We start from the raw sequence: 23,933 nt of genomic DNA on the forward strand, positions 1-23,933 counted from the left end.
CACAAAGTAACGTTGACGACACGGAAAGCTTTAGCGTACATCCTGCTTAGGATTTACGCTTTTTCGTCATACGTCAAATAAACGCGTGTTACAATAATCTTAAGTCGTAGTGCGAATTGAGGGAATGTGGTGCCTTATGCAAACATGAAGGATGTTCAGCTTTATTATGAGGTATATGGAGAAGGGGAGCCGATTATTTTCACACACGGTGCGTCATGGGATCATCAACAATGGAGACCACAAGTTGGGCATTTATCACAATGGTATAAGGTGATCGTCTGGGATGTTCGAGGGCATGGCAAATCATCTTTGCCTGCTGGGAAAGTAGATTCCGAAGATTTGGTCAAAGACCTTGTTGACCTTATTGAATATTTAGATATCGGTCGAGTTCATCTCTGTGGATTATCAATGGGTGGACATATTTCTTTGCAAGCAGCCATTCATAATCCTGAACGTGTAAAGTCCTTAATTCTTATTGGAACACCTTATACGAATACATACAATTGGTATGAAAAACTGTTCGTCCCCATCAATCGCTTTTCTAGCCGGTTTATTCCGATGAGTTTGTTAGCTAGAATTCAAGCTCGTACATTATCCACGTTTAATAAAGACAATAAAGTTTACATTCAAAGTGTTGTGTCAGCGATGTCATTAAACGATTGGGTTCGCTTATGGGCAGCAATCTCAAGAATGGAAAGTGGCGATCAATTAGCAGAAGTAAAGTGTCCGACTCTGATCTTACAAGGAGATCATGATCATATGATTAAACGGCAACAAGCCGATTTAGCACATCAATTAGCAAACGCTAGGCTCATTACGATTAAGGATGCACATCATGCTACGAACTTAGATAATGCTACTGACGTGAATGAAGCAATTATCATGCACCTTAAAAGCCGCGAATGGACTACAAAAGTTGAGGATGATTCAATCTCAGAAGAGTAATGTACGAAGGTCAGTGTTACAAAAAGCGTGATTTAGTGTGTTTGTCTTCTGGGAAACGTCCTTGTTTGCATGATCAACCTAATACAATTAGATTGAAGGAACAATCTTGAACGTCGCTTCGATCCTTTTAACTAAAAGTTTACTTATATATTTTTTTAAACTTGTACTGTTTCATTGGATTGGTAAACGATCGTAACAGAGGGAGTGTGAAAATGAAACGTGGGTTGATTCATCACATTGAAATTTATGTCTCTAATTTAGAGATGTCTACGATGTTTTGGGAGTCATTGTTAGAAAGTCTGGGTTATTTCAAGGATCAACAGTGGGAGTTAGGTGTAAGTTGGAAGCTTGGTGACACGTACCTCGTTTTTGTGCAAACAGAAGAGCGTTATTTGGATGTAGCGTATCATCGTAAACGAACAGGGTTGAATCACTTAGCCTTTTATGCAGACTCCAAAGAGCATGTCGATCAGCTAACACTACAATTAAAAGATCAAGGAGTCACGGTGTTATATGAAGAGCACCACCCATATGCCGGTGGAGAGAGTCATTATGCGGTGTATTTTGAAGATCCTGATCGAATTAAAGTTGAAATTGTAGCGCCTTTGTAATCAAAATTCGGATGTAAAGTATCATCAGTATTTGGAAGTTCAAAAAAAGAATCTGAGGTGTCTTGATGAAGATTTCATGGATCTTTTGGTGGATTGTTACTGGTTTTTGGATCGTTGCCTTTGCCATTGGAAGTTACTTTTTGGCACAAAGAGAAGTCGATGGTACAGGAGCTGTGCAGACACCGGAGATTATCTTGCTCAATATTCTCGTTTTCGCATCCATCTTTATTTTACCGTTGCTTATTCAAATCGGTTGGTTAATGGTTATGGTTGTGTTAAAGAAAAAGAAGAAGGGTGCAGACGTTCAAACGTAAAGATCTTCTTTTTTTCTGTTAGATCGTATTCGGATGTTACAACTCCATTAAAGTCTAAAATTTCAAATTACAATATGGTAAAATGACCTAGTTACGTAAATGTGAGAATTCCAATTTAATTGATGGTGGGTTGAACATATGAAGGTGAATCGAAAAGATCTTAGGAAAATGCTGTATGTTCTCATTGGTATTGTTATATTCCTCAATTACTTCAACTATTGGACATCCGTTGAAATGCTTAGCTTTATCATCGCAGTAGTAGGGTTTTATTTTGCTCAACCATTATTCCAAATGAATAGTGGACTTGGGTGTTACCGACAAGTTATATCATGACTAACGTGGAGGCGTGTTATGGTTTCTAGAGTAGGCGTTGCAACAGTTAGTTGGCTTGCTGCCATCGGATTGATTTTAGTGATTGCATCAGAACAACTTGGTCCAAATGGTGTATCGTATACCAATCCTTTGCATCTTATTCAAACGCTTGGCTTTATTAGTGTAGTCTTTGTTATTCCTGTGATCTTGGCGTTTTTTCATAACCTTGCCATTCGGATCATTTCGGGTGTCTATCAGTTGTTTTTAGTATTCGTCTACTTATTCGTTGTACTTTCAATGGTCATCGCAACGGATGGAATTCTTCTGATGATGGTCTCGATTGTTTGTACGCTTATTTGTTTAGCGAGCGCAATTGTCACGTTTGCTGTTCAAAAGGGCCGTTCAAAGCGTATTGGATCGATGGCACTACCCGCATAAGATGATAAAGAAGTTCCTTTTCTAAGTCTTAAGAAAAGGAACTTCTTTATTTTTAAAAAATTCTAGCAAATCATTTTAACTACCTATACCTTTTTCTTAGAGAGGGGATGGGAATCTTGAACTATACCGTAGAAGAAATTCCAGCATCGAGATTTGCTTATGATCGACATATTGGGGAGTACGGTTCTTTGCAGCAAGTGGAGCTGATGGAGTCATTTAAAGTGTGGGTGGAAAAAATGAATTTACGGACAGCTGTGTACGGAATTCCACAAGACAACCCGAGTAGTACAGCGAAAGAAAAGTGCCGATACGATGTAGGGATAATGATTAGTGGACAAGAACAGATCATAAAGTCAGCCCAACTCGGAATCTTTAATGGAGGACGTTTTGCGGTTTTTTTAATTGAGCATACAGAAGAACCACTTAAACAATTTTGGAATCGCCTACCTGAGATTGCTCAATCAGGGCAGTTCACGCTCCGAACTGCACCAATAGTGGAGCGTTATAAATGGGAGTACGTTGAGCGACACGTATGTGAACTGTTGTTGCCAATCGAATAGAAAAATATAAAAAACAAGAAGAGGTACGGATGGAATGAAAACAGGAACAATTGCAGTCATAGGGGGATATGGCCAAGTAGGAAGAGTCATTTGTAAGCGACTGATGATGCATCATTCGAATAAAGTGATTGCAGCCGGCAGAAGTTTTAAAAAAGCAAAAGCCTTCTCAGAGGAGGTAGAAAACAAAGTAGTCCCTCAGTTGATCGATGTAATGAGTAATGATCAATACCCAGACTGGTTAAAAGAGGTTGATATCTGTGTCATGTGCATCGAGCAGAAACACCCGAATTTTATCAAGTTTTGTTTTCAACACCACATTCATTACATTGATATCTCTCCATCGTACGAATCGCTATCACAAGTAATGGTATTTGATGAGCTAGCAAAAAAATCCCAGTCTAGCGCAGTCATAGGAGTAGGGCTATCCCCAGGTCTATCGAATCTGTTAGCTAGCCAATTGTCTAATGAAATGGATCAAGTAGAACAGATTGATACGTATTTAATGTTAGGCATTGGTGAAGTTCATGGCCACGATGGTGTGAATTGGTTATTAAATCACATACAAAAAAACTATACTTTGATGGAGAATGGTTTGGAAAAACAAGTAAAGCCATTTAGTGATGGTAAGAGATCTGCATTTCATCATAGTATTGGCAAACGAACGGCATATCGATTTAACCTTGCCGACCAATACATCTTGCAACAGACAGCCGACGTAACGAAGACATCTTCACGTTTTTTCTATGACTCAAAGTTGGCGACGATTGGAGTTGTCGTAGCCAAGAAGCTTGGACTATCCTATTTGTTACGTGTAGCAGTAATAAAACGAGCGTACCGCATGTTTCTTTCGTTATCACTGAAACTGTTTGAGAAGTTACGCATTGGTACGGATTTGTATACCGTTAAAGTAGAGGTGAGCGGCGAGAAACAAGGAAAAGGCGTTCAATATGAAGCGAGTATTACAGGAAATAATAACACGAAGATAACAGGAGAAGTGGCTGCTGTTGTTGTAGATTACCTACAGAGTGGTAAGAAACAAGCAGGGGTGCATTATTTGGAACAAATGATGGAGCTAGATGAAATCTTATTTTTACTCGACGAGCGAGCCAACGTTACATATATGAACCATTCATAATAGAAAGAAAGGTGTGAGAGTATGACATTACCGATCTGTACGTATTGCCAAGCCTCTTTCACGTGGAAACTAATGTATTGGACGGGTCGATCGAAATCAGTGTACAGCGTGTTTAGGTGTGAACACATTAAGTAAGAAGTCTAAGATGTTCATCGTGTTGCCGTATGTTGTTGCGTTTTTCATAATGATTTATCTCGGTTTTTTCACGAGCCTACCTGGTTATTTTAATGGGATATTTATCGTTGCATTTGTCTTTGTTAACCACGTGCTGTTCCAACCGTTTTTATTACACTATACAAAAGAGCAAGATCATAGCTTTTAGTTAAGGGAGGCATTGGATGAATTTTGAAGATTTACAGAAAAGGCGGATACGCCGTGCATTTATTATCGGACACATTTTATCTGTGCTGACAGTGATATCAGGGTGGCTATTGTATCAGTATCATGATAATGCCCTTCTTTTCTCAACGTTAATTTCGTGGTTTATCACGATATTTGTGATGGCTGTGTCATCGTACGCAGGCGCATTTTGGCTTAAGCATTTAACAACTGAAGGGGTCATGAGTGTTTCGCAAGATGAGCTTGAAGGATCTATGAAACCACTACTTGAAAGCTCGCGGGTCATGGCGATGCGAGAAACTCACTGGCGATATGGCATTCATTTTTTTACGGTTAAAGGTAAGCGAATGGCTTATGCGGAAGAAGTGAATGCATCGAATATGATTTTAATTGCGATTCTTAGAATCATCAATTTAAGAATTTGGATGAACATGACGTTTGAGTTCCATCTCTCTGAGGACGACACGTATACGATTGAGAAAAAATTCGGTTTACGCCCTTTTTACTTAAAGGACTCACAGGGAAATGTGATTGCCAAATTTACATACAAGTGGCATGAGTTGATTTTCTTAAAGATTCATTTGAAAGATCCAGATGGTATATATTTAGCACTTTTAAACGGTGGATTCCACGGTGATACGGTTACCTTGCGAGATATCCATGACGAAGACTGGATGAAGATTCGGGTTGGTGGTGTGCCGCAAGAATCATTAGCGTTATTTCCGAACGGGGGACATATCATCGACATTGCCCACGGTTTATCAGAAGATCGCCGTTTGCTCGCATTTGCTTCTTTGGTGGCGATCCATTCGTTTTATAATCTACAAGAATAATAAGGGAGAAAAGGCACAGCGTAGGTAGTTCTCGTTGTGTCTCTTTTTCATGCAATCAAATAAAGTTGGGAAAAAGAGGAAAGATAAGAGAGCGGTTGTGAAGCGGATATTTTTATCTTACAGTTAGTAGGTTAATGAATGGTAGGGTTGAGGTGACTTGTGTGGAAGGAACGATTTTAATTGTTGATGATGACCGAGAGATTTCTGAACTCGTTTCGTATCAGTTGCGTCAAGAAGGTTATTCAGTTCTCATAGCAGGTGATGGGAAAGAGGCATTACAACTAATCATGAAGCATGCTGTCGATTTAATCATTTTGGATGTGATGATGCCTGAAGTGGATGGATTTCAGGTCGCAAAAACGATTCGTGAAAAGAAAATGATCGTGCCGATTATTTTCTTGAGTGCGAAAACGAGTGATTTTGATAAAGTCCAAGGTCTCGTAATCGGAGCGGATGATTACATGACGAAGCCGTATAAGCAGATGGAATTGATCGCGCGAGTAAACGCTCATTTAAGAAGGTACAAAACGTTTCATCAGCAATCGGCTACTGAAGATCATTCTCTTAACTTCGGTGATTTAGAAATCCTTGTTGATGAACATCGTGTTATTGTCGCGGGTGAAGACGTTGTTCTTACCCCGAAAGAGTTCGCGATTCTCGTCTTATTGGCAACGCATCCGAAAAAAGTATTTAGTGCCGAGCACATTTTAAACCGGGTTTGGGGAATTGACGAGGCGTATGGGACGAACACGGTGATGGTACATATTCGAACGTTACGAAAGAAAATTAAGGAACCTGAACGTCGTCATAAACTAATTAAGACGGTATGGGGCGTGGGGTACACATTCAATGGCTAGATATAAAAGCGGATTCCGCTTGAAGATGGTGTATACATTCGGTCTAAGTCTCTTACTATCTGGGCTTAGTACGTATGTGATTTATCGCTTTTTACAAAACTATTATTATGATAATGCGGATTATGGTGGTGTGCTTTTTCGGGTTCGGTTGTTTATGAATATGGTGGGGGATTTGTATTTCTTCTTGCTTTTATTTATCCCAATCGCTATTTTGTTTTTCTTTATTTTGACGAAAAAATACTCGGTTTACTTCTCAAAAATCTCGAGTGGTATTCATGATCTAGCGAATGGAGACTTTACGAAAGAAGTGAACATTCAATCGAACGATGAGTTCGAATCAGTAGCTACCGATATTAATACGGCGAAAAAGCAATTAAAAATTGCGATTGAAAAGGGAGAGTTCCAAGAGTCGAGTAAAGATTACTTGGTCGGGAACTTAGCGCATGACTTACGCACGCCGTTGACGTCATTAATTGGGTATTTAGAAATCGTCATGCAAGATGAGTCACTCACTGAACAACAAAAGCAACACTTCCTCAAAATTGTCCATACAAAGTCTCAACGACTAGAGCGGCTTATTGATGAGTTATTCGAAATGACAAAGTTGAACTACGGAAAAGCACCGTTACGTAAAGAAACGATCGACCTTAGTGAATTACTTCAGCAGTTAACAGAAGAGATGTATCCGATTTTTCAAGCAGAGCATGTTGAAATAAGGCCTAACCTTCCTGCACCATTAATGATTACAGGTGATGGGAGCTTATTAGCAAGGTTATTTGAGAATTTATTATCAAATGCAGCGAAGTATGGCACGGAAGGGTTGTACATCGATGTTGAAGGAGTAATGGTCGATGAAGAGGTCATTGAGGTTCGCGTTACCAATTACGGGAATCAAATCATCCCCGAAGATTTACCTCACGTTTTTGATATGTTCTATACCGGCGATAAAGCAAGGAATCATGAAGCGAGTCAACGTAGTGGGTTAGGCCTTTTTATTGCTCAGAACATTGCAGGACAACATGAAGGAAAAATTGACGTAGAAAGTGATGCGATAAAAACGATCTTTCGAGTTCAATTACCGAGTTCATAATCAAGACATTTAAGAAATCTTTAAGATTCTACCCACGTTTTCGTTAAGAACACTCTTTTATGATCATAGTAGATCGTAATTGAGGGAGTTTTTGAACATGAGAACGTGGGTTTTATATGGCTTTTTTTTAGTAATTACAGTTATTGTGAGCATGATTTTATTTCAAGCAATCACAGACCATGCAGACGTGAACGTCCGTACAGCGTCCCATGAGTTTGATGGACGTGAAATTACGATTGATCCAGACGAGGTGAATCAAGGCAGTCTCGTCTTAGTTAATCAAGAATATCCGATGAATGATGCTTTCACAATAGAAGGTGACCTCGTAACGTTGTTTGAACAACAACAGGTAACAACTTTCTATTCGTTATTAAATGAAAAAATTCAATTGCCTCTTCCAATTGCAGAGAAATTTAACCAAATGGTGAACGACGCACATGAAGATGGTGTAGAGCAGTTTCTGTTAACGAGTGGTTACCGGGACAACGAGGCGCAAGCAAGACAGTATGATGAGAGAGGATCTGATTATGCAATGCCCCCAGGGTTTAGTGAACATAACACGGGGCTAGCGCTCGACATTAGTAGTATAGAGGGGCCGATCGAATCTTCCACGGAAGGAAGATGGGTAGAGGAACATAGTTGGAAGCATGGATTTGTCATCCGCTACCCTAAAGGAAAAGAAGAGGTAACAGGCATTCAATATGAGCCGTGGCATTTACGCTATGTCGGCATCCCTCACAGTGTCATTATGCATGAGAAAGGGTTCGTGCTTGAAGAATATATCGATTTCCTCGAAGAAGAAAAGTCGTTAGTCGTAGAACTTGATTCAGACGAAGCATATGCCATTAACTATTACCCAAAAGAACAGCTCGATCGTGTTGTCATTCCAAACGAGCAACCTTACGAGATATCGGGTACGAATAAAGATGGTATAGTTGTAGTGGTAGAACTGTAAAGTTACTGAAAGTACAATCATGAAGTGTTCTTATAGAGATAATGAAAGTAGAAACAGCATTCCTAGAGTGAATGCAGGAGTGCTGTTCCGAGCGACTTGTTTACCAAGCAGAAATAACTCCAGTTAGAATTGCAAAGATAGCCATTACAATGGTTGTCAGAAACGCCCATTTAAACATGAATCTTTGATGATCGGCGAGTTCTACTTGTGCTAAACCGATTAGTAAAAACGTAGAAGCGGTTAACGGGCTTAAAGGAAAGCCGACAGTCATCTGACCGAGTACGGATGCTTGTGCAATTTCAATAGCGGGTACGCCATACATTTCAGCAGATTGAGCTAAAATGGGCATAACCCCAAAGTAGTAAGCATCCGGATTGAAGACTAAGCTGAGAGGGACGCTGATTAATGCGACTAAAGCAGGCATCGAACCGCCAATGCCATCTGGAACTACACTAACTAGAGCTAGGGCCATGGCGTCAATCATGCCTGTACCGGTAAGAATACCAGTGAATATGCCAGCTGCGAAGATGATCGCAAGCACGGGAATAGCTCCCTTTGCTTGTCGCTGAATTTGGTCCATTTGTTGATCTGGTTTTGGGTAATTTAGCATCAAAGCGATAACAAACGCAACGATAAAAACAACCGGTAAGGGAAGCCATTGCATGACGAGCGTCGTGAGTGTGAGTATAGTAAGAAGAACATTTGGAATGAATAATTTCGGACGTCGCATCCCACGTTCTTCTTCGCTCATTTCAGTTTGTAGGTCGTACTCATAGTCTTGAATACCTAATCGTTTTTGTTCCTTTTTTCCAACCCAGTAAGCGACAAATAATAACCATAGAAATCCAATCCCCATTGAAGGCAATAAAGGAATAAACACTTCTCCTGGGTCAATTCCTATAGCAGTTCCTGCCCTAGCTGTTGGACCTCCCCAAGGCATAATATTCATAAGTCCCGCTCCAAGACCGACCATACCTGCCAGTACAATCCTACTCATCCCTAATCGATCATACAGAGGCAAAAGTGCAGGGATTACGATAAGGAAAGTAGAAGCTCCAGATCCGTCTAATTGGGCAATCATTGCAAAAAGTAACGTCCCGATAACAACTTTCAAGGGGTCGCCTTTTACTATTTTTAAGATGCGAGAGAGTATTGGATCAAACATTCCAGCATTGCTTAATACCCCAAAATATAGAATCGCAAATCCAAGCATAACGCCAGTAGGAGCAACCAATTGTAGTCCTTCCAACATAAATTCCCCAAGTTCGAGCCCAAACCCACCGATGATACCAAAGATGATCGGTACAAGTACTAAAGCGACGATCACAGATAAACGTTTAGATAAGATGGAGTATAAGAAAATTGCAATCGTTAAAAAGCCTAGAATGGCTAGCATAGTATTCCCCCTCTAACTTAATTGAAGCGCTTTCATTTGGTGGCTAGTTCTTTAGTTCAAAATCTAACATTCTCCAAGACAACGACTTTCCATGAGCATCAAAAGTTAGTGCTGATGAGACACCTCCTGGTCGGGTGCCATACAAGACAAAGTGGATGCAAGATAAATTTGGAAGTGTATAGCGTTCAACATCTTGAACATGTAAATCTGCGAAAAAAGTTGAAACGGCTTGCGTAGTTAATTGTTCTACTAAAATAGGATAATCTTGATCATCATAAGCAAAAATGCTAATTGTTGTATGTTCTCCTTTGTCCCCAGCTCGTGCATGAGCAAGTTTATAAAGTGGTGTCATAGTCATCTTCCTTTCTTAGATTAGTAATTATTGACCTAGGAATTGTTGCTGAATAAGCAGATAAGACTCTTCTGGTAGATTTTCTAACTCCCCCTGGTCCTCCTGGACCGTTTAACCAGAGTGCCTCCACCTCATAACCGACAAGACCTACAGTGTCATATTTGGAACTCTTTACAGCTACACGCAGTAGAACTTCAGAGGGGTGAGTCGTTTGATAAGCACCAAGTAATTCTGTATGGATTGCATTTGCTTCTAAGCCATGAGCTAATAACCGTTCAACAACAATTGATTTTGCAAGTTTCGCTCGTTCTAAGGCAGCATAACCAACATAATTGATCATCGCTTCTCCAATGAACCCTTGGTCAATGCCAATGGTTAGCTTAAAATCATCTGGGCGTTTTCTTCCTGTTGCACGGTTCACTTTTATGAGGTCTTTTGCAACTTCTGTAAAGGTGACTTGACTAAAGTCAGCACATACATCGGGAGTAAGGTAGGCAGATGGGTCCATGACTTCATAAAGCAATTGTTCTTTGCATGTGTGAATGGATACTTCACCACCTGAATTAGGGGTTTTGCTAATTGTTGCTTCGCCATTACTAAAAATCTCTGCAATGGGCATCCCTACAGTAACTAGTTGGTTGACTTGTTTTGTCACCCCATCTGCAAAGTAGCCACCAGTCACTTGAGCACCACATTCTAGTAAATGACCGACTACCGTACCCTTACCGAGAAGTTCCCAGTCATCTAGTTTCCAATTAAACTCATGAATCATAGGTGCTAGAAAAAGGGACGGGTCCGCGACTCTTCCTGTAATGACAACATCTGGTTGACCCTGTAGTGCTGGGAGCATCTCTTCAGCACCTAAATACGCATCAGCCGAAATAAACGCATTGCGACTCAAAGATAGTGGTTCATTCGTTTCCCAAAGGGTAGGATTGTAGTTCTGAACAACATTTCTTAGGGATGGTTGCGTAACGACAGATATTGAGATGTGTAGATTTAATGTTTCTGCGATTGCTTTAGTAATTTTTGCTGCTTGCTCTGGGTTAGCGGCACCTAGGTTTGTAATAATGGTAATGTTCTTTTCCTTGCAAATAGGTAATAAGGTTCTCATTCGTTCTTCTAGGAATTGACCATATCCTTTTTGTGGATCTGCTAATCGGTCTAAGTGTGCTTGAATTGTTGTTCGTTCTGCGAGTCCTTCTAAAACTAAGTAATCAATATTTCCGTGAAGAGCTAAGTTGACAGCGTTATCAATTCTGTCTCCTGCAAACCCAGCACCAGTTCCAATGCGGATCGATTTCATTATGTTCACCTCTCAATGAATGTCAATGTATGAAATTGCAATTACTGTGCCAATGAAAAAGGATGAAAACAATACACGTTTGTACGTATATTTCTAATTTATTAGATTTAATTTCTAAGAAATTAGAGGAGTGGTAGGAAGTGATAATTGCTGATACACTATCCTAAAATCGAGGAGGCGTACCGTTGCTAGAAGATCACATAATTGAATCAATTCAAGATGGCGTTCTTGTTATTAATGAAGAAGGAATTGTCGTTAAAATAAATACTGAATATACTCTGATAACTGGGGTTGAACGAGAAGAGATTCTAGGTCGACCACTTAGTGATGTCAGGCCGAATGCACAGCTTGTACAAACATTAACTGACGGAAAAAAACGTACAGGTGTGTTTCGGAAATTACAAGGGAGAGAGTATGTCGTAGATATGGCACCAATCTATGAAGAAGGAAAAATTATTGGAGCTGTGTCTGTGTGTAAAGGAAAGGATGAAGTTGTTGAATTATTAGATCTACTTAATGTCCAACAAAAACGAATACAGCACCTTGAAGAAGTGCTTCACTCGAACTACCGTAGCAACTATACGTTTGAAAATATCATTGGTAACCAAGGAGGATTAAAAGGGACAATTGCAGTCGCAAAAAAAGCTGCAAACGTGACATTTCCAGTACTACTAACTGGTGAAAGCGGTTCAGGGAAAGAAATGTTTGCACAGGCGATTCATCAAGCGAGTCAGCGCACAAATCGTGCGTTCATACCAGTAAATTGTGCGGCTTTTCCTAAAGAATTAATGGAAAGTGAACTATTTGGTTACGAAACAGGGGCATTTACTCATGCGAACAAAATGGGGAAATCAGGATTATTTCAGGCAGCACATGAAGGAACTTTGTTTCTTGATGAAGTTGGAGAAATGCCTTTAGAGCTACAAGTAAAGTTACTTCGAGTGCTACAAGAAGGAAAGATCCGCAAGATAGGAGGAGTAAAAGAAAAAGAAGTCGATGTAAGAATTATTGCTGCGACTAACCAGAATTTATATGAGCGTGTGCAAAAAGGACTGTTTCGTGAAGATCTATATTATCGGCTATGTGTAATACATTTAAAAGTTCCTTCATTAAGAGATCGTAAGGAAGATTTGCCAGAGCTAGTTGAACATATCTCCAAAAACTATACAGTAAATGATCGTAAAGTGGTGGTATCCAGAGAAGCAATGAGGACACTCGCTTCTAATGCTTGGCCTGGAAATGTTCGAGAATTGAAGAATGCGTTATATTATGCACTAAGTATGATGACAACTCATGAGCTTGAAGTAAGTCATCTTCCTGAAGCTGTTCGTACACAAAAGCAACCTATTAGCCACTCTTCTCAGACACACACTGACTCGTCTTTAGCTGATTACGTTCAGATTGCAGAACAACAGTATATTGAACAAGTGTTAAATCAGTTTGAAGACTCTTATTCTGGTAAACAACAAGCAGCCCAGAAATTAGAAATCTCTGTTGCGACGTTGTACAATAAATTAAAGAGAATATATAAAGGATGATTACATGAATCAAGAAGCAAAAATGAATACAATGGTTGTCTATTCTTACGGCTTGCTGCTACTCATCGGAGCAGGGTTGTACTTTCTAATTCACAGCAATCATTATGACACTCACTATATGGTTGAAGGTATAGGGTTTGCTTTAGCAGTTCTTATTCTTATTTGTCCAAGTGTCTATATCTATAACAAGTTTTCAATTGGTAAACCGATTGTGTTGACGTTGCTTGTGATCGTTGTTGCAGGGTCCGCAGTTGCAACGTTCATCACGTTGTAGAAGTATAGGAATAAGCTTCGATTGAGCTAATCAATCGAAGCTTATTTTTGTTTTTTGGACGAATGGTTGCTCTAACACAATATCAATAAAGGCCGTGATCGCGGGGGAGAGCCATTTATCTTTTCTGTAGATTAACTGGGAATACAATGTAGGTTCCATGTGGAAGGGAATCCTTTTTAATGTGCCAGTTTCAAGCTCCGTTTCAACCGTCATTCTTGGTAAACAAGTAATGCCTAAGCCACTCACTGCACAACGTTTAAGTGCTTCCACACTCCATAATTCCATAGATTGAACAGCGGAGATGTTCTGTTCTTTTAATGCTTGTTCGAAAATGCTTCGGTAGCTGCAGGCATATTCATTTAATAGAATACTTTCCTGAAGCGGTTGATCAGGTTGTAGCACATGATCTTGAATTCGTTGGTTACCGACAACAATAATGTCCTCTTCCGTCAAGGCGTGCGTGACGAGGTCGACTTCTTCAACGAGGGGGAGTAAAACGAAAGCTAGATCTGTATCACCGTTTAGAACGGCAGATTTATTCGTGCTACAGGTTGCATTGCTTAGCGTCAGTTTTACTTCTGGATGTTGCTCTTTAAATGTACGAAGAATCGGTTCGAGACGGTATAAAGTAATCGATTCTGTAGCTGTAATTTTTAATTCACCTTTAACGGTGGCTTTGTCACTTCCGATACTCTCAAGGCGCTTATAGTGTTCGATCACGTTTTTAATATGGGGAAGTGCTTCTTTCCCAGCGTCGGTCAAATGAATTTTCCGGCCCAATCGATCAAAGAGTGGGGCATTTAAATGTTCTTCAATTGTTTGAATGTGTGCTGTGACACTCGATTGTGTGTACCCTAACAGTTCTGCGGCTCTAGTGAAACTTCCAGTTTCGATCACTTTTAGAAAGGTTACTAAATGCTTGATATCCATTTGCTCACCTCTTTACGTTTCATAGTATCAGAAAAAATGATCATAACCATCATAAACTTTAATTTAACGAATTGATGAGAGCCGGGTATGATTGGAGCAGGAGGGGTGCATGATGAAAACTTCGGTTCTATCGCTCAAAAATGGTGAACGGATTTGTATCGTATGAGAAACCTTCATTACGGATGGGTGATACTCGGCATCACGTTCTTTTCAATTATTGCAGCGGGTGTCACGATTGCGTCATCGGGTGTGTTAATGACACCGTTCCAACGTGACTTCGGTTGGGATCGCTCCGCCATTGCCTTGGCGTTTGGGGTTAGCTTATTTTTATATGGAATTGCAGGTCCTTTTATTGCAGCGTTATTGGAAAGTGTCGGTTTAAGGCGAATGATGATCGGTTCTATGCTGACGTTGTTAACAGGTAGTATACTTACGCTCGTTATGACAGAGCCTTGGCACTTAATTATCATTTGGGGTGTGATTATTGGGTTAGGGGCGAGTCTATTCTTAACCGTCATCAGCCCCTTTGTCGCAAATTATTGGTTTAAAAAGCGAAGAGGACTTGTTGTTGGGATCTTAACGGCAAGCACTGCTACCGGTCAATTAATCTTATTGCCACTTCTCGCTGTACTCATTAGTAATTATTCGTGGCGGATTGCGATGGGCTTAATGATTGGCATTTGCAGCATCATGTTGTTGCTCATCTTGTTATTTATGAAAAACAAACCAGAAGATGTTGGGCTTCTTCCTTATGGAGCGGATCAAGGAGCCAGTGAAGAGAAGGGTATAGGTAAAAAACCAGTCATATCAGATGCGTTTCGAGGGTTAAGGTTAGCAGTTAAATCGAGAGTGTTTTGGCTATTGTCGTTAAGTTTCTTTATATGTGGGTTCTCTACGAACGGGTTAATTGGTACGCACTTTATTTCCTATTGTCTTAGTTTTGGGATTCCTTTAGTGACGGCGACGTCGATCTTGTCGTTTATGGGGGTATTTAATCTCATCGGTACGACCTTATCAGGTTGGCTATCCGATCGTTTTGATAACCGTTGGTTGTTGTTTTGGTATTACAGCTTGCGCGGGGTGTCATTAGCCATTCTTCCTTTCGCATTGATGGAAGGAAACGTTGTGCTTATTGCTCTTTTTACAATCTTTTATGGGCTGGATTGGATTGCGACCGTTCCGCCGACCATTAATTTAACGAGAGAGCGATTTGGAGTGAAGCAGACTGGAATTGTCTATGGTTGGATTTTTGCTTTTCATCAAGCGGGTGCAGCTTCTGCGGCTTACGGCGGAGGATTAATTTATAGCGTATTTAATTCGTATACGTATGCGTTTTTCCTTGCGGGTGTTTTTTGTTTGTTAGCAAGTCTATTCGTATTAATGATTCGTAAACAGAAAGATTTGCATCATGAAGAGCTTGTTGCATAAGGCTCAACACGTTTATGCGAAAAAAGGAATATAACGAATTTCGTTGAAGATAAAAAGATTAAGATGGCAGGAGGGGTAACAAGTGAATGATTTTGAATTTTCGCATCGATTGAAGGTTCGTTATTCAGAAGTAGATGGCCAAAAAGTCGTCTACAATTCTCATTATTTAATGTATCTTGATATTGCTGTGTCTGAGTATTTCGCAGAACGATTAACAGAGAAAGAAGTAGCTCAATTTGATTACATGTTAGTGAAGTCTACGCTAAACTACCATCAGTCTGCGAGGTACAATGATTGGCTTGAGATACAGTGCCGTATGGAAAGAATCGGAACGAAAAGTATGACGGTGAGCTTTGTAATCACGAAAGATGGCGGAGTCGAGCCAATTTTGACTGCAGAAATTGTGTATGTATACGTTGATCCTGTGACAATTGTTTCAGCAACGGTTCCTGACTTTATCCGTACGAGCTTTCAACCTGTGCAACAGTGAAATGGTGTTGTCGTGTACGATTCGAATCTAACGAGAAAAATTGATAGCAATGAAGAGGTGTCTACATGTGTTGAGACGCTCTTCATTGTTTTTTTATTTTTCCTTTTCATTCAGTGCAAGAATGTGTTGTAAACTGTTCATCCAATTGTCTGCTAATAGCTGTTTTGCACGTTCTAAATCTTTCTCTTTTATGCTTTCGATTAAAGCATAGTGTTGGTTTAACGACTTGTCTTTTGATGAAGCTTCGTGAAAGTAAGAGGATTCAATGCGTAAGATTTTATCTTTGATCGTGCCAAGCATCTTTATTAACTCTTGGTTTGTAGTCAGGCTGACGAGTTCACTGTGAAATTGGATGTCATAGTGTAAACATTGTTTTGCGTCGTTGGCATTGATCGCCTGTTTATAGTTGTCATTCACCTCTTCTAACTTAGCAATTTCTGTAGGGCTCGCGTGAAGGGCATCTGAAAGAGCGAGACTTTCAAGCGCAATGACGATGTGATACACGTCTTTTGCCTCTTCAACATCAATTGGCGCAACCATCGTATAGCTATTTCGTTTGCTGACGATAAACCCTTCGTCTTCTAACTTCAACATGGCTTCTCGGACAGGTGTCCGACTAATTCCAAGTTCATCTGAAAGTTCTACATCTTTAAGTTTTCTTTGTGGTTCAAGCTCTCCTGTGATGATGGCATCTTTAATAATCTGATATGCATGATCGCGCATGGAAATTTTATTGATTTTTTTATTGTTCAGATTCATGAAATCACCTGTTTACTTTAGGATGATTGATATGTAATATATCAATTATAATTACCAGCTCACGGGGACAGTCCCCCGGCATAGTAACGTATTAACGTGATGGGGGATTGTCCCCGTTGGAGGTGGGTTTTATGAGAGCGAGCACAATTAATGGATTACTCGTCATTACAATTGTCTGTATTTCTTTATCGGCTATTTTTGTGAAGTTGTCGGATGCTCCGTCAACGATCATGGTCATGTATCGGATGTTTTTAGGATGTCTCATCTTAGTGCCATTTTTAATTAAGCATCATCAATCTATCTTTAGGATAACAAGAAAAGAATGGCTTGCGCTATTTTTCGCGGGATTCTTTTTGTCCGCACACTTTGGTCTTTGGTTTGAATCGTTGAACCACACGACAGTGGCAAGCTCAACGCTCATCCTAGCGCTTCAACCTGCCATCGCGTTAATCGGGGGACTAATCTTTTTCAAGGAAAAGATAAAACTTAGCACTGTATTCACGTTGAGCATTGCGTTTATAGGAGTTGTCATCGTTGGTGGTGGGAACGTAGGTTTAGGGCAGGGGGCGTTGTTAGGGAACTTCCTTTCGTTGCTATCGGTATTCTCGGTCGTTTTCTATTTGCTAATCGGTCAGCGCAATGTGACATCAATTAATCATTGGGTGTACAGCTTTATCGTCTTCTTTATTGCTGGCGCAACGATGGCGGTGCTTAACGTTGTGGGCAATGTGCCTTTGACGGGTTATACAACTCACGATTGGTTAATCTTTATTTTGCTTGCGATTTTTCCGACAGGGGCACACATTATCTACAACATGTTGCTTAATTATGTGAGTACGACAACAGTTTCCATGAGCACGCTAGGAGAACCGATTGGGGCATCGTTACTTGCGATTGTTGTTCTCGGAGAAATGTTAACGCCCGTGGAATTAAGCGGTGGGATCCTTATCATTGTAGGCATTTACTTGTTCTTACGAAATCAAAGTCGAACAGATCAAGTGTTGGAGGATCAACTAAAAACATTAAATAGTGAAACTTAATGAATAGAAAAGGAGTATGTATGTTAGAAGAGAATGTCTACAAATGAGACAGCTCTCTTGCTCGAGTCAAAGGACGTGATACGTTGCGAAAGAAAAATATGCGTGGATTCTTTTAGTGATTGCTCTGGCGGATACGTCATTCAGATCGATAATGAACAATCGATTATGAAGATCATCCCTCCGTTTCATGGTGATGTGATCGTTGCTACGAACGATCATAAAAGTGCACTAGTACTTTCCCATTTGTTGCTTGTGTTATTTATCGTGAATGTGATTATGAGTCTTCATTTAATTGCATTCTTAGTTTTAAGCGTTATCTCGGCGCTGCTGTTGATCGTGAAAAAGCATTCAAATCTTAAATGTATTGAATTACGTTGCTGCAACGTTCACACTTACGGTTTTGATCGCTGGTGCTTTTTATTACCAAAGAAGACTTAATGAAATTGAAGAGATCTTACCTGCCTTACAAGAATTCTCGTGAAAGGATGTGAACAGCTGATGGTCAAAGTATATGGACACACCATTGATGATCAAACACGATGCACCCATTATCATACAATTAAGGACATTGTTGCGATCAAGTTTAAGTGCTGTGGTAAATATTATCCTTGTTATCAGTGTCATGATGCTTGTGAAAGCCATGCTCGTAAAACGTGGGAGTCTGAAGAATTTGATCAACGAGCCATACTGTGTGGTCTGTGCAAAAAAGAACATACGATTCATGAGTATCTAAAAGCGGATGCTTGTATCAATTGCCAGTCACTGTTCAACGAAAGGTGTGCCAATCACTATCATTTATATATGAACGTGTCTTCTTAAATGGAGATAAGATTCCTCTGAAGTTATGAAGCAAGTTCGTTTCACATAATGTACATAGGAGGGGGTGTTGGCATGAAAATCGTTCTACGTATTTTGTTATCGCTCGGTATTGTAGTTGCGATTATTGTTGTTGGGGTTTTTGGATTGCGATTTTACAATGCGGAGCGTTACGGTTGGAGTGATGAGGAAGAGCCTGAATATCATCGTTATGAAGCCTACCCAGATTCATTTGCTGGCGGAGTTGTGGAGCATTTTGAAAGTGGGATGGCGAATGGATTTCACTTTATTCCAGATGATCCAATTGCAGCAGAACCGATTATCGTATTCGGCGGGTCTGAAGGGAGTAGTAATTTCGAAGTAGCAGAAGATCTTGCGTCAAAAGGGTATGAAACGTATTCATTGTTTTTCTTCGGTGCACCGAATCAGACAGCAGCCTTAAACAAAGTGCCATTAGAATTCTTTGGTGATTTTCTAAGTTATTCAGAGTTGGAAGGTGAACCGATCACTGTCATCGGTTATTCAAAAGGTGCGGAACTCGGACTTAATTTGACAAACTATTATGAAGAAATTAACCATTTGGTGTTGTACACGCCTAGCCAGTATACGTACATGGGCTTAGACTTTAGCGAAGCCGCGGGTTCATCGTGGACGTATGATGGAGAAGAATTGCCATAGATTAGTTTTAATCAAGCGGATTTTGGACCGACGATGCGAATGATGGTAAATATGCTCGTTGCTACCCCAATTGCATACCGAGAGACGTATGAATCTGCTGTTAAGAACTCAGAAAATGCAGAGGAAGCTCGAATCGATTCATCGTTATTTAATGGCAATGCCTTGCTTTTTGGAGCGCATGATGATGCGATGTGGCAAGGGGATGAAGCGGCTGAACAAATCGCAGCAGAGATCGGTGATCGTGCGGAAGCGATTATTTATGAAGACGCGGGTCATCTATTTGGAGGGCCACCGTATCTTGCGGGAATGGCAATGGGTGGCACCGAAGAAGCCAATGAAGAAGCGAAAGCGCATAGCGATGAACAGCTCTATTTGTTTCTAGAGGAAAATGTTCAAGAGTGATGCCTGTAAAATAAGGAAGAAATTCCGTTTTACAGGTTTTTTTGCGACAAAATTATTAAGTTTTCCGGATTGAAAACAATCAATGTTAGAATTAACTGATAAAATTGAGCGAGGGAGGAAATCAAAATAGCAACGCCTTCAGGATTATCTCCGCTTGCACCCGAAAATCGCTGACATTCCATTGATACCATTCGGGGCATCGCACTACTTGGAATTTTCATTGCGAACATCTCGCTTTTTCAAATTCCTCATTTGTTCATTTCAGATACGCCAGTGAACGAAGGCAATAATTAGAGAATTCCACCGTTCATTGATATTTTTATTTAGAATAAATTTTTATCATTGTTGCGACTATGTTTGGTCTTGGTTCGTATTATTTTTAAGTCGTATACAAGAAAAAAGGAGCACGTATCGCAAGTTTTACATAAGACGGATGCTCATATTAGTCTTTATCGGTTTGCTTCATTTAATCTTTATATGGTGTTGAGCATCACTTTAATTAGGTGTGTTTGACTTTTGAGTTCGAGTGATGTCTATAAGCAAGTTTTCATAAAGTTTAGCGCAACCAGTCATTAACTATTTTACTTTTCTTCATTATTATGGTTGTTGAAAGCGAGTCGTTGGCAAAAGATTCTAAGGCCGTTTCAGGTTGTCGGCAGAATGGCTTTGACCAATTATTTGTTGCAATCAATTATTGGATTGGGGTTCATTACAGGATTCGGGTTATTCGGGTCTTTGAATCTATCATTAGGGTTGCTCGTGGTCATCGTTGTATTTCCAATTCAAGTGCTGTTTAGTTTCTACTGGCTAAAGGCTTTCCACTACGGTCCGATGGAATGGCTATGGCGTACGACTACATACGGGAAAAGACAACCGTTAAAGAAACGATGAGACTACCAATAGCTAGGTGAATAGGAGTGAGAAGCTACATGAAAAGAGAGATGAGTGTCGTAGAATTAGAATTCGCAAAATCTATGAAATCAGTAGCGAGAAATTTGGAAGTGAAAGAATATATCCAGCACTCAGATCTATTATTTTCGTTGTTTCAACGAGCGGCAAAGCGCTTTGTGACCGGGGATACGAGAGACGATGCGTTGATGGTTGGTGAAGAGCTACGAAGTAAAGGCTATCGAATTTCGCTCGAATTTATTGGTGAAAATACGACATCACATGAAGCGTGTGTACGAGCGAAAGAAGAGTTTTTAGCACTCATTGCTGCATGTCGCGAAAACAAATTTGAAACGAGAATTTCTTTTGACTTGTCTCATATCGGTTTGCTCGTTGACCTTGAATTTGCAGAAGAGAACTTGAGGGAATTAGCGCAAGCTGCTGAGCAACAAGGCATTCATCTTATGATTAGTATGGAAGAATCTTCGAAAACCGATGATATACTAGCTGTATACAAAAACGTTGCGTTCGATTACACGAACGTCGGTGTGACCATTCAAGCCCATTTGCATCGCTCGAAATCAGATCTAGAAGCAATACTTCATTTTGAAGGGCCTGTACGAATTGTAAAAGGTGCATATGAAGAACCTGAAGATATCCATATTGCTCGTTCTGACGTACTTAATGAGCGATATGTTGAATTGGTTAGAATGTGTGTGAAAGAAAGAAAGGCTGTATCGATCGCTTCGCATGATGAAAACATTCTTAGTCACATTCAAGAAAAAGAGTATTTTAGCTATGAATGGATTGAGGCAGAATTTCTATATGGAATTCGCCCTGAATTAAGCGAAAGCCTAAAAGCAGACGGAGCTGCTGTAAGAATCTATCTTACCTATGGAAGTGAATGGTACCTTTACCTTGTTCACCGTATTGCCGAGTACCCTCCGAACATTTATCAAGCATTTACGGATCTCATTCAAGGGAAATCAGATGCGTTAAAACAGTATTAATCATTCATTGAAGTGCAAGAAGGAGAGAATCATGAAGATCCGCAACTCAGCAAAAGCCATCATCATTGAAGACAATTACGTATTATTAACGAAGAACGAGGATCGTGACGTTACTTCTATTTGTTTCCGGGAGGCGGTCAAGAGCACAGTGAAACACTCCAACAAACGCTCATCCGCGAATGTAGAGAAGAAGTTGGGAAGAAAGTTGACGTACGAGAGTTACTTCACCTTCGTGAATACATTGGTAAACATCATGAACACGCGTCTTTCGATGGGGATGTGCATCAAATTGAGTTTTATTTTGCGTGCTCGGTCATTGGTGATGGAGTGAAGCCAAGCAATCCAGACTCACACCAGGTCGGGATGGAGTGGATTCATAAAGACCAACTACCATCGATTCGTTTATATCCGAAAGCACTTGTAACCCAAGTCTTACAAACAGATGAAACGGTTATCTATTTGGGTGATGTGAATTAGAAATGAACGTATTCTAGATGAGAGGAGTAGTTTAAGTGATGCCTTTCCAACTGTTACTATTTGCAGGGATTTGTTATGTGGGTTTGTCAATTATAGATCAGAACGTAACTCGTCATTTATTCCTCCTATGAAGCAACTATGAAGAGGTGTTGCAAGCGACTCGTTCGCTATTGCCTGTTCTTCTTGGCTTGGTAGCAACTTGGGTTATGGAGCGAATGAGATCGATACGCCAGTTTTTAAGAAGACGATTGGTTTGATCAATAGGAGGAATCATATGATTCAATTATTCGGAAGGTCCATTCGGTTTGAACGGTTTGTTGTACCATTCATTATTATTTGTAGTGTTGTCATTATCGGCTTAAATCTTTTATATAAGACACTGTTTCATGTTCCGTTTTTGAATTGGACGACAGGAATAGCTGTCGCACTGCTAGCTTTAGCTACATATTTGCATAAGGTTAATTGAAAAGCTGTTGACGATAGTTTCAACAGCTTTTTTGATTTCATATTACATCATTCCTGGCATACCACCTATATAACTAAAGAAGGTTTAGAGCATTACGATCGTTCACTACGTTTCTGTTGAAATTCCTCTCTCACACGTTCGGTGTGCTCTCCAATATCAGGGATTGGTTGCATAACAATATCAAAGTCTTCACTATTGATCGGTGGAAGCAGCGCGTCAACGAATCCAACGGGACTATCGACCTTCGTCCATCGTGAACGTTCTGCTAATTGTGGGTGATGTCGGAATGCAGTCATGTCATTAAGGTTGGCATTGGCAATCTTTGCTGTATCGAGACGCTCGATCACATCGGTTGAAAGTAGGTTTTGTAACTTCTCTTGAATCATTGTACCTAAGAGATCTTTGTTGGTGAGGCGGCTCGCGTTATCAACAAAGCGATCATCGGTCGCTAACGTTTTATCCTCGAGGATTTCTTCACAGAACATTGCCCATTCCCGATTGTTCTGTACTCCGATAAAAATTGTCTTGTCAGAGGTTTTGAAAGGCCCGTATGGGTAAATAGATGCATGGGCTGCACCGGTACGGTTTAGCTTCTTGCCACCAATTCCTTCGTAGTACATCGGGAATCCCATCCATTCACCTAGCGCTTCAAGCATTGATATTTCTAAATGAGTCCCTTTCCCGGTTTGGCCCCTTGCGATAACTGCCGAAAGAATGCCACTAAATGCGTACATGCCAGCAGCGATGTCAGCGATGGAGATGCCTGTTTTGGAAGGTGTGTCCTCAGTACCTGTTACTGAAACAGCGCCTGTTTCACATTGGATGAGTAAATCATACGCTTTCTTATTCGTGTAAGAACCTGTTTCCCCGTATCCAGAAATGCTGCAAGTAATTAAGTTCGGATACTGTTCACGAAGTGGTTTGCTACTAAACCCGAGTCGGTCGATCGCCCCGGGTGCAAGGTTGTGTAGGAAAACATCGGCTTGACTCAAGATCGAATCTAGTAGTTCTTTATTTTCTTTATCCTTTAGATCAAGGACGACAGATTCTTTAGAACGATTAAGCCAGGTGAAAAAACTCGACATGCCATGTACAGTATCATCGTAACCTCGAGCAAAGTCACCTTCAGGGCGTTCGATTTTTATGACACGAGCACCCAGATCCGCTAAATGGCGACTTGCAAATGGGGCGGCGACTGCTTGTTCAATTGATACGACGGTAATGCCTTGTAGTGGTTGCATACGCTGCGCCTCCTTCATTTAAGTTAGTCATAGTCTATCGATCCCTTTTATGA

Annotated in this window: 28 protein-coding genes and 2 pseudogenes; 24 read left to right on the forward strand and 6 right to left on the reverse strand. The window is 40.4% G+C overall.

The window, feature by feature from the left end; all coding sequences use genetic code 11:
* The first annotated feature begins 129 nt into the window (after positions 1-129).
* From JOD17_RS10575 to JOD17_RS10625, 11 genes are all read left to right on the forward strand, one after another.
* On the forward strand, positions 130-945 hold the full coding sequence (locus JOD17_RS10575; RefSeq protein WP_338028783.1) for an alpha/beta fold hydrolase: 816 nt from the start codon (positions 130-132) through the stop codon (positions 943-945).
* 212 nt (positions 946-1,157) lie between these two features.
* Positions 1,158-1,556 carry a VOC family protein gene (locus JOD17_RS10580; RefSeq protein WP_204697631.1) on the forward strand — a complete coding sequence of 133 codons (399 nt, stop codon included), beginning with the start codon at positions 1,158-1,160 and terminating at the stop codon, positions 1,554-1,556.
* 65 nt (positions 1,557-1,621) lie between these two features.
* Complete coding sequence (locus JOD17_RS10585; RefSeq protein ID WP_204697633.1) at positions 1,622-1,870, forward strand: DUF3923 family protein; 249 nt, start codon at positions 1,622-1,624, stop codon at positions 1,868-1,870.
* A 351-nt stretch (positions 1,871-2,221) separates the two neighbouring features.
* Entirely contained in the window at positions 2,222-2,620 is a 399-nt protein-coding gene (locus JOD17_RS10590) for a hypothetical protein (protein ID WP_204697635.1), read from the forward strand.
* A 116-nt stretch (positions 2,621-2,736) separates the two neighbouring features.
* Complete coding sequence (locus JOD17_RS10595) at positions 2,737-3,180, forward strand: GyrI-like domain-containing protein (RefSeq protein ID WP_204697637.1); 444 nt, start codon at positions 2,737-2,739, stop codon at positions 3,178-3,180.
* A gap of 34 nt (positions 3,181-3,214) precedes the next feature.
* Complete coding sequence (locus tag JOD17_RS10600; RefSeq protein ID WP_204697639.1) at positions 3,215-4,315, forward strand: saccharopine dehydrogenase family protein; 1,101 nt, start codon at positions 3,215-3,217, stop codon at positions 4,313-4,315.
* 145 nt (positions 4,316-4,460) lie between these two features.
* Complete coding sequence (locus JOD17_RS10605; protein ID WP_204697641.1) at positions 4,461-4,637, forward strand: hypothetical protein; 177 nt, start codon at positions 4,461-4,463, stop codon at positions 4,635-4,637.
* Between the two features lie 16 nt (positions 4,638-4,653).
* Positions 4,654-5,487, forward strand: coding sequence for a hypothetical protein (locus JOD17_RS10610; protein WP_204697642.1), 834 nt, complete (start codon positions 4,654-4,656; stop codon positions 5,485-5,487).
* A gap of 161 nt (positions 5,488-5,648) precedes the next feature.
* Complete coding sequence (locus JOD17_RS10615; RefSeq protein WP_338028784.1) at positions 5,649-6,344, forward strand: response regulator transcription factor; 696 nt, start codon at positions 5,649-5,651, stop codon at positions 6,342-6,344.
* A complete protein-coding gene (locus tag JOD17_RS10620) occupies positions 6,337-7,434 on the forward strand; it encodes a sensor histidine kinase (RefSeq protein ID WP_204697644.1) in 1,098 nt (365 codons plus the stop codon). The genes JOD17_RS10615 and JOD17_RS10620 overlap by 8 nt, the downstream gene beginning before the upstream one ends.
* A gap of 97 nt (positions 7,435-7,531) precedes the next feature.
* The gene (locus JOD17_RS10625) at positions 7,532-8,389 is read left to right on the forward strand and encodes a M15 family metallopeptidase (RefSeq protein ID WP_204697645.1); all 858 of its coding nucleotides are present in this window, start codon (positions 7,532-7,534) and stop codon (positions 8,387-8,389) included.
* A 100-nt stretch (positions 8,390-8,489) separates the two neighbouring features.
* Here JOD17_RS10625 and JOD17_RS10630 read toward each other — a convergent pair whose 3' ends face one another.
* The 3 genes from JOD17_RS10630 to JOD17_RS10640 are packed head-to-tail and all read right to left on the reverse strand — an operon-like array spanning position 8,490 to position 11,443.
* The gene (locus tag JOD17_RS10630; protein ID WP_204697646.1) at positions 8,490-9,785 is read right to left on the reverse strand and encodes a CitMHS family transporter; all 1,296 of its coding nucleotides are present in this window, start codon (positions 9,783-9,785) and stop codon (positions 8,490-8,492) included.
* Between the two features lie 43 nt (positions 9,786-9,828).
* Positions 9,829-10,137 (reverse strand): AtuA-related protein, encoded by a 309-nt coding sequence (locus JOD17_RS10635; RefSeq protein WP_204697647.1) that lies wholly within the window; start codon positions 10,135-10,137, stop codon positions 9,829-9,831.
* Complete coding sequence (locus JOD17_RS10640) at positions 10,121-11,443, reverse strand: acyclic terpene utilization AtuA family protein (protein ID WP_204697648.1); 1,323 nt, start codon at positions 11,441-11,443, stop codon at positions 10,121-10,123. Before JOD17_RS10640 ends, JOD17_RS10635 begins: the two co-directional genes overlap by 17 nt.
* 185 nt (positions 11,444-11,628) lie before the next feature.
* Between JOD17_RS10640 and JOD17_RS10645 the strand changes: the two genes are divergently transcribed.
* Both JOD17_RS10645 and JOD17_RS10650 read left to right on the forward strand, forming a co-directional pair.
* The gene (locus JOD17_RS10645) at positions 11,629-12,981 is read left to right on the forward strand and encodes a sigma-54 interaction domain-containing protein (protein ID WP_204697649.1); all 1,353 of its coding nucleotides are present in this window, start codon (positions 11,629-11,631) and stop codon (positions 12,979-12,981) included.
* A gap of 4 nt (positions 12,982-12,985) precedes the next feature.
* A complete protein-coding gene (locus tag JOD17_RS10650; RefSeq protein ID WP_204697650.1) occupies positions 12,986-13,255 on the forward strand; it encodes a hypothetical protein in 270 nt (89 codons plus the stop codon).
* A 30-nt stretch (positions 13,256-13,285) separates the two neighbouring features.
* On the opposite strand, the gene JOD17_RS10655 is transcribed toward JOD17_RS10650, so the two are convergent.
* Complete coding sequence (locus tag JOD17_RS10655) at positions 13,286-14,185, reverse strand: LysR family transcriptional regulator (RefSeq protein WP_204697651.1); 900 nt, start codon at positions 14,183-14,185, stop codon at positions 13,286-13,288.
* Between the two features lie 162 nt (positions 14,186-14,347).
* Here JOD17_RS10655 and JOD17_RS10660 point away from each other — a divergent pair, with 162 nt between their 5' ends.
* Entirely contained in the window at positions 14,348-15,613 is a 1,266-nt protein-coding gene (locus JOD17_RS10660; protein ID WP_204697652.1) for an MFS transporter, read from the forward strand.
* An 82-nt stretch (positions 15,614-15,695) separates the two neighbouring features.
* A complete protein-coding gene (locus tag JOD17_RS10665; protein ID WP_204697653.1) occupies positions 15,696-16,103 on the forward strand; it encodes a YbgC/FadM family acyl-CoA thioesterase in 408 nt (135 codons plus the stop codon).
* A 93-nt stretch (positions 16,104-16,196) separates the two neighbouring features.
* Here the strand turns inward: JOD17_RS10665 and JOD17_RS10670 are convergent, their stop codons facing one another.
* A complete protein-coding gene (locus JOD17_RS10670; protein WP_204697655.1) occupies positions 16,197-16,862 on the reverse strand; it encodes a GntR family transcriptional regulator in 666 nt (221 codons plus the stop codon).
* 131 nt (positions 16,863-16,993) lie between these two features.
* Here JOD17_RS10670 and JOD17_RS10675 point away from each other — a divergent pair, with 131 nt between their 5' ends.
* The 9 genes and pseudogenes from JOD17_RS10675 (at position 16,994) to JOD17_RS10715 (ending at position 22,639) form a co-directional block, all read left to right on the forward strand.
* Positions 16,994-17,902, forward strand: coding sequence for a DMT family transporter (locus JOD17_RS10675; protein ID WP_204697657.1), 909 nt, complete (start codon positions 16,994-16,996; stop codon positions 17,900-17,902).
* 102 nt (positions 17,903-18,004) lie between these two features.
* Positions 18,005-18,340 (forward strand): hypothetical protein, encoded by a 336-nt coding sequence (locus JOD17_RS10680; protein WP_204697658.1) that lies wholly within the window; start codon positions 18,005-18,007, stop codon positions 18,338-18,340.
* 60 nt (positions 18,341-18,400) lie between these two features.
* Entirely contained in the window at positions 18,401-18,721 is a 321-nt protein-coding gene (locus JOD17_RS10685) for a CHY zinc finger protein (RefSeq protein WP_204697660.1), read from the forward strand.
* Between the two features lie 72 nt (positions 18,722-18,793).
* Positions 18,794-19,396: an acyl-CoA thioester hydrolase/BAAT C-terminal domain-containing protein gene (locus JOD17_RS21840; protein ID WP_204697662.1), complete on the forward strand. Its 603-nt coding sequence runs from the start codon at positions 18,794-18,796 to the stop codon at positions 19,394-19,396.
* 33 nt (positions 19,397-19,429) lie between these two features.
* Positions 19,430-19,798, forward strand: a complete 369-nt coding sequence (locus JOD17_RS21845) for an acyl-CoA thioester hydrolase/BAAT C-terminal domain-containing protein (RefSeq protein WP_204697664.1) — start codon at positions 19,430-19,432, stop codon at positions 19,796-19,798.
* 588 nt (positions 19,799-20,386) lie between these two features.
* A pseudogene (locus JOD17_RS10700) lies at positions 20,387-20,689 on the forward strand (DUF418 domain-containing protein); the annotation flags it as partial.
* Between the two features lie 38 nt (positions 20,690-20,727).
* Positions 20,728-21,696: a proline dehydrogenase family protein gene (locus JOD17_RS10705; protein ID WP_239575437.1), complete on the forward strand. Its 969-nt coding sequence runs from the start codon at positions 20,728-20,730 to the stop codon at positions 21,694-21,696.
* A gap of 31 nt (positions 21,697-21,727) precedes the next feature.
* Positions 21,728-22,173 (forward strand): annotated as a pseudogene (locus tag JOD17_RS10710) (NUDIX domain-containing protein).
* A gap of 274 nt (positions 22,174-22,447) precedes the next feature.
* Positions 22,448-22,639, forward strand: a complete 192-nt coding sequence (locus JOD17_RS10715) for a hypothetical protein (RefSeq protein WP_204697666.1) — start codon at positions 22,448-22,450, stop codon at positions 22,637-22,639.
* 92 nt (positions 22,640-22,731) lie between these two features.
* On the opposite strand, the gene JOD17_RS10720 is transcribed toward JOD17_RS10715, so the two are convergent.
* The gene (locus JOD17_RS10720; RefSeq protein ID WP_204697667.1) at positions 22,732-23,880 is read right to left on the reverse strand and encodes a CaiB/BaiF CoA transferase family protein; all 1,149 of its coding nucleotides are present in this window, start codon (positions 23,878-23,880) and stop codon (positions 22,732-22,734) included.
* Positions 23,881-23,933: the final 53 nt, after the last annotated feature.

Source organism: Geomicrobium sediminis (genome assembly GCF_016908595.1).
In the GTDB taxonomy this organism is placed as follows: Bacteria; Bacillota; Bacilli; order Bacillales; family Marinococcaceae; genus Geomicrobium_A; species Geomicrobium_A sediminis.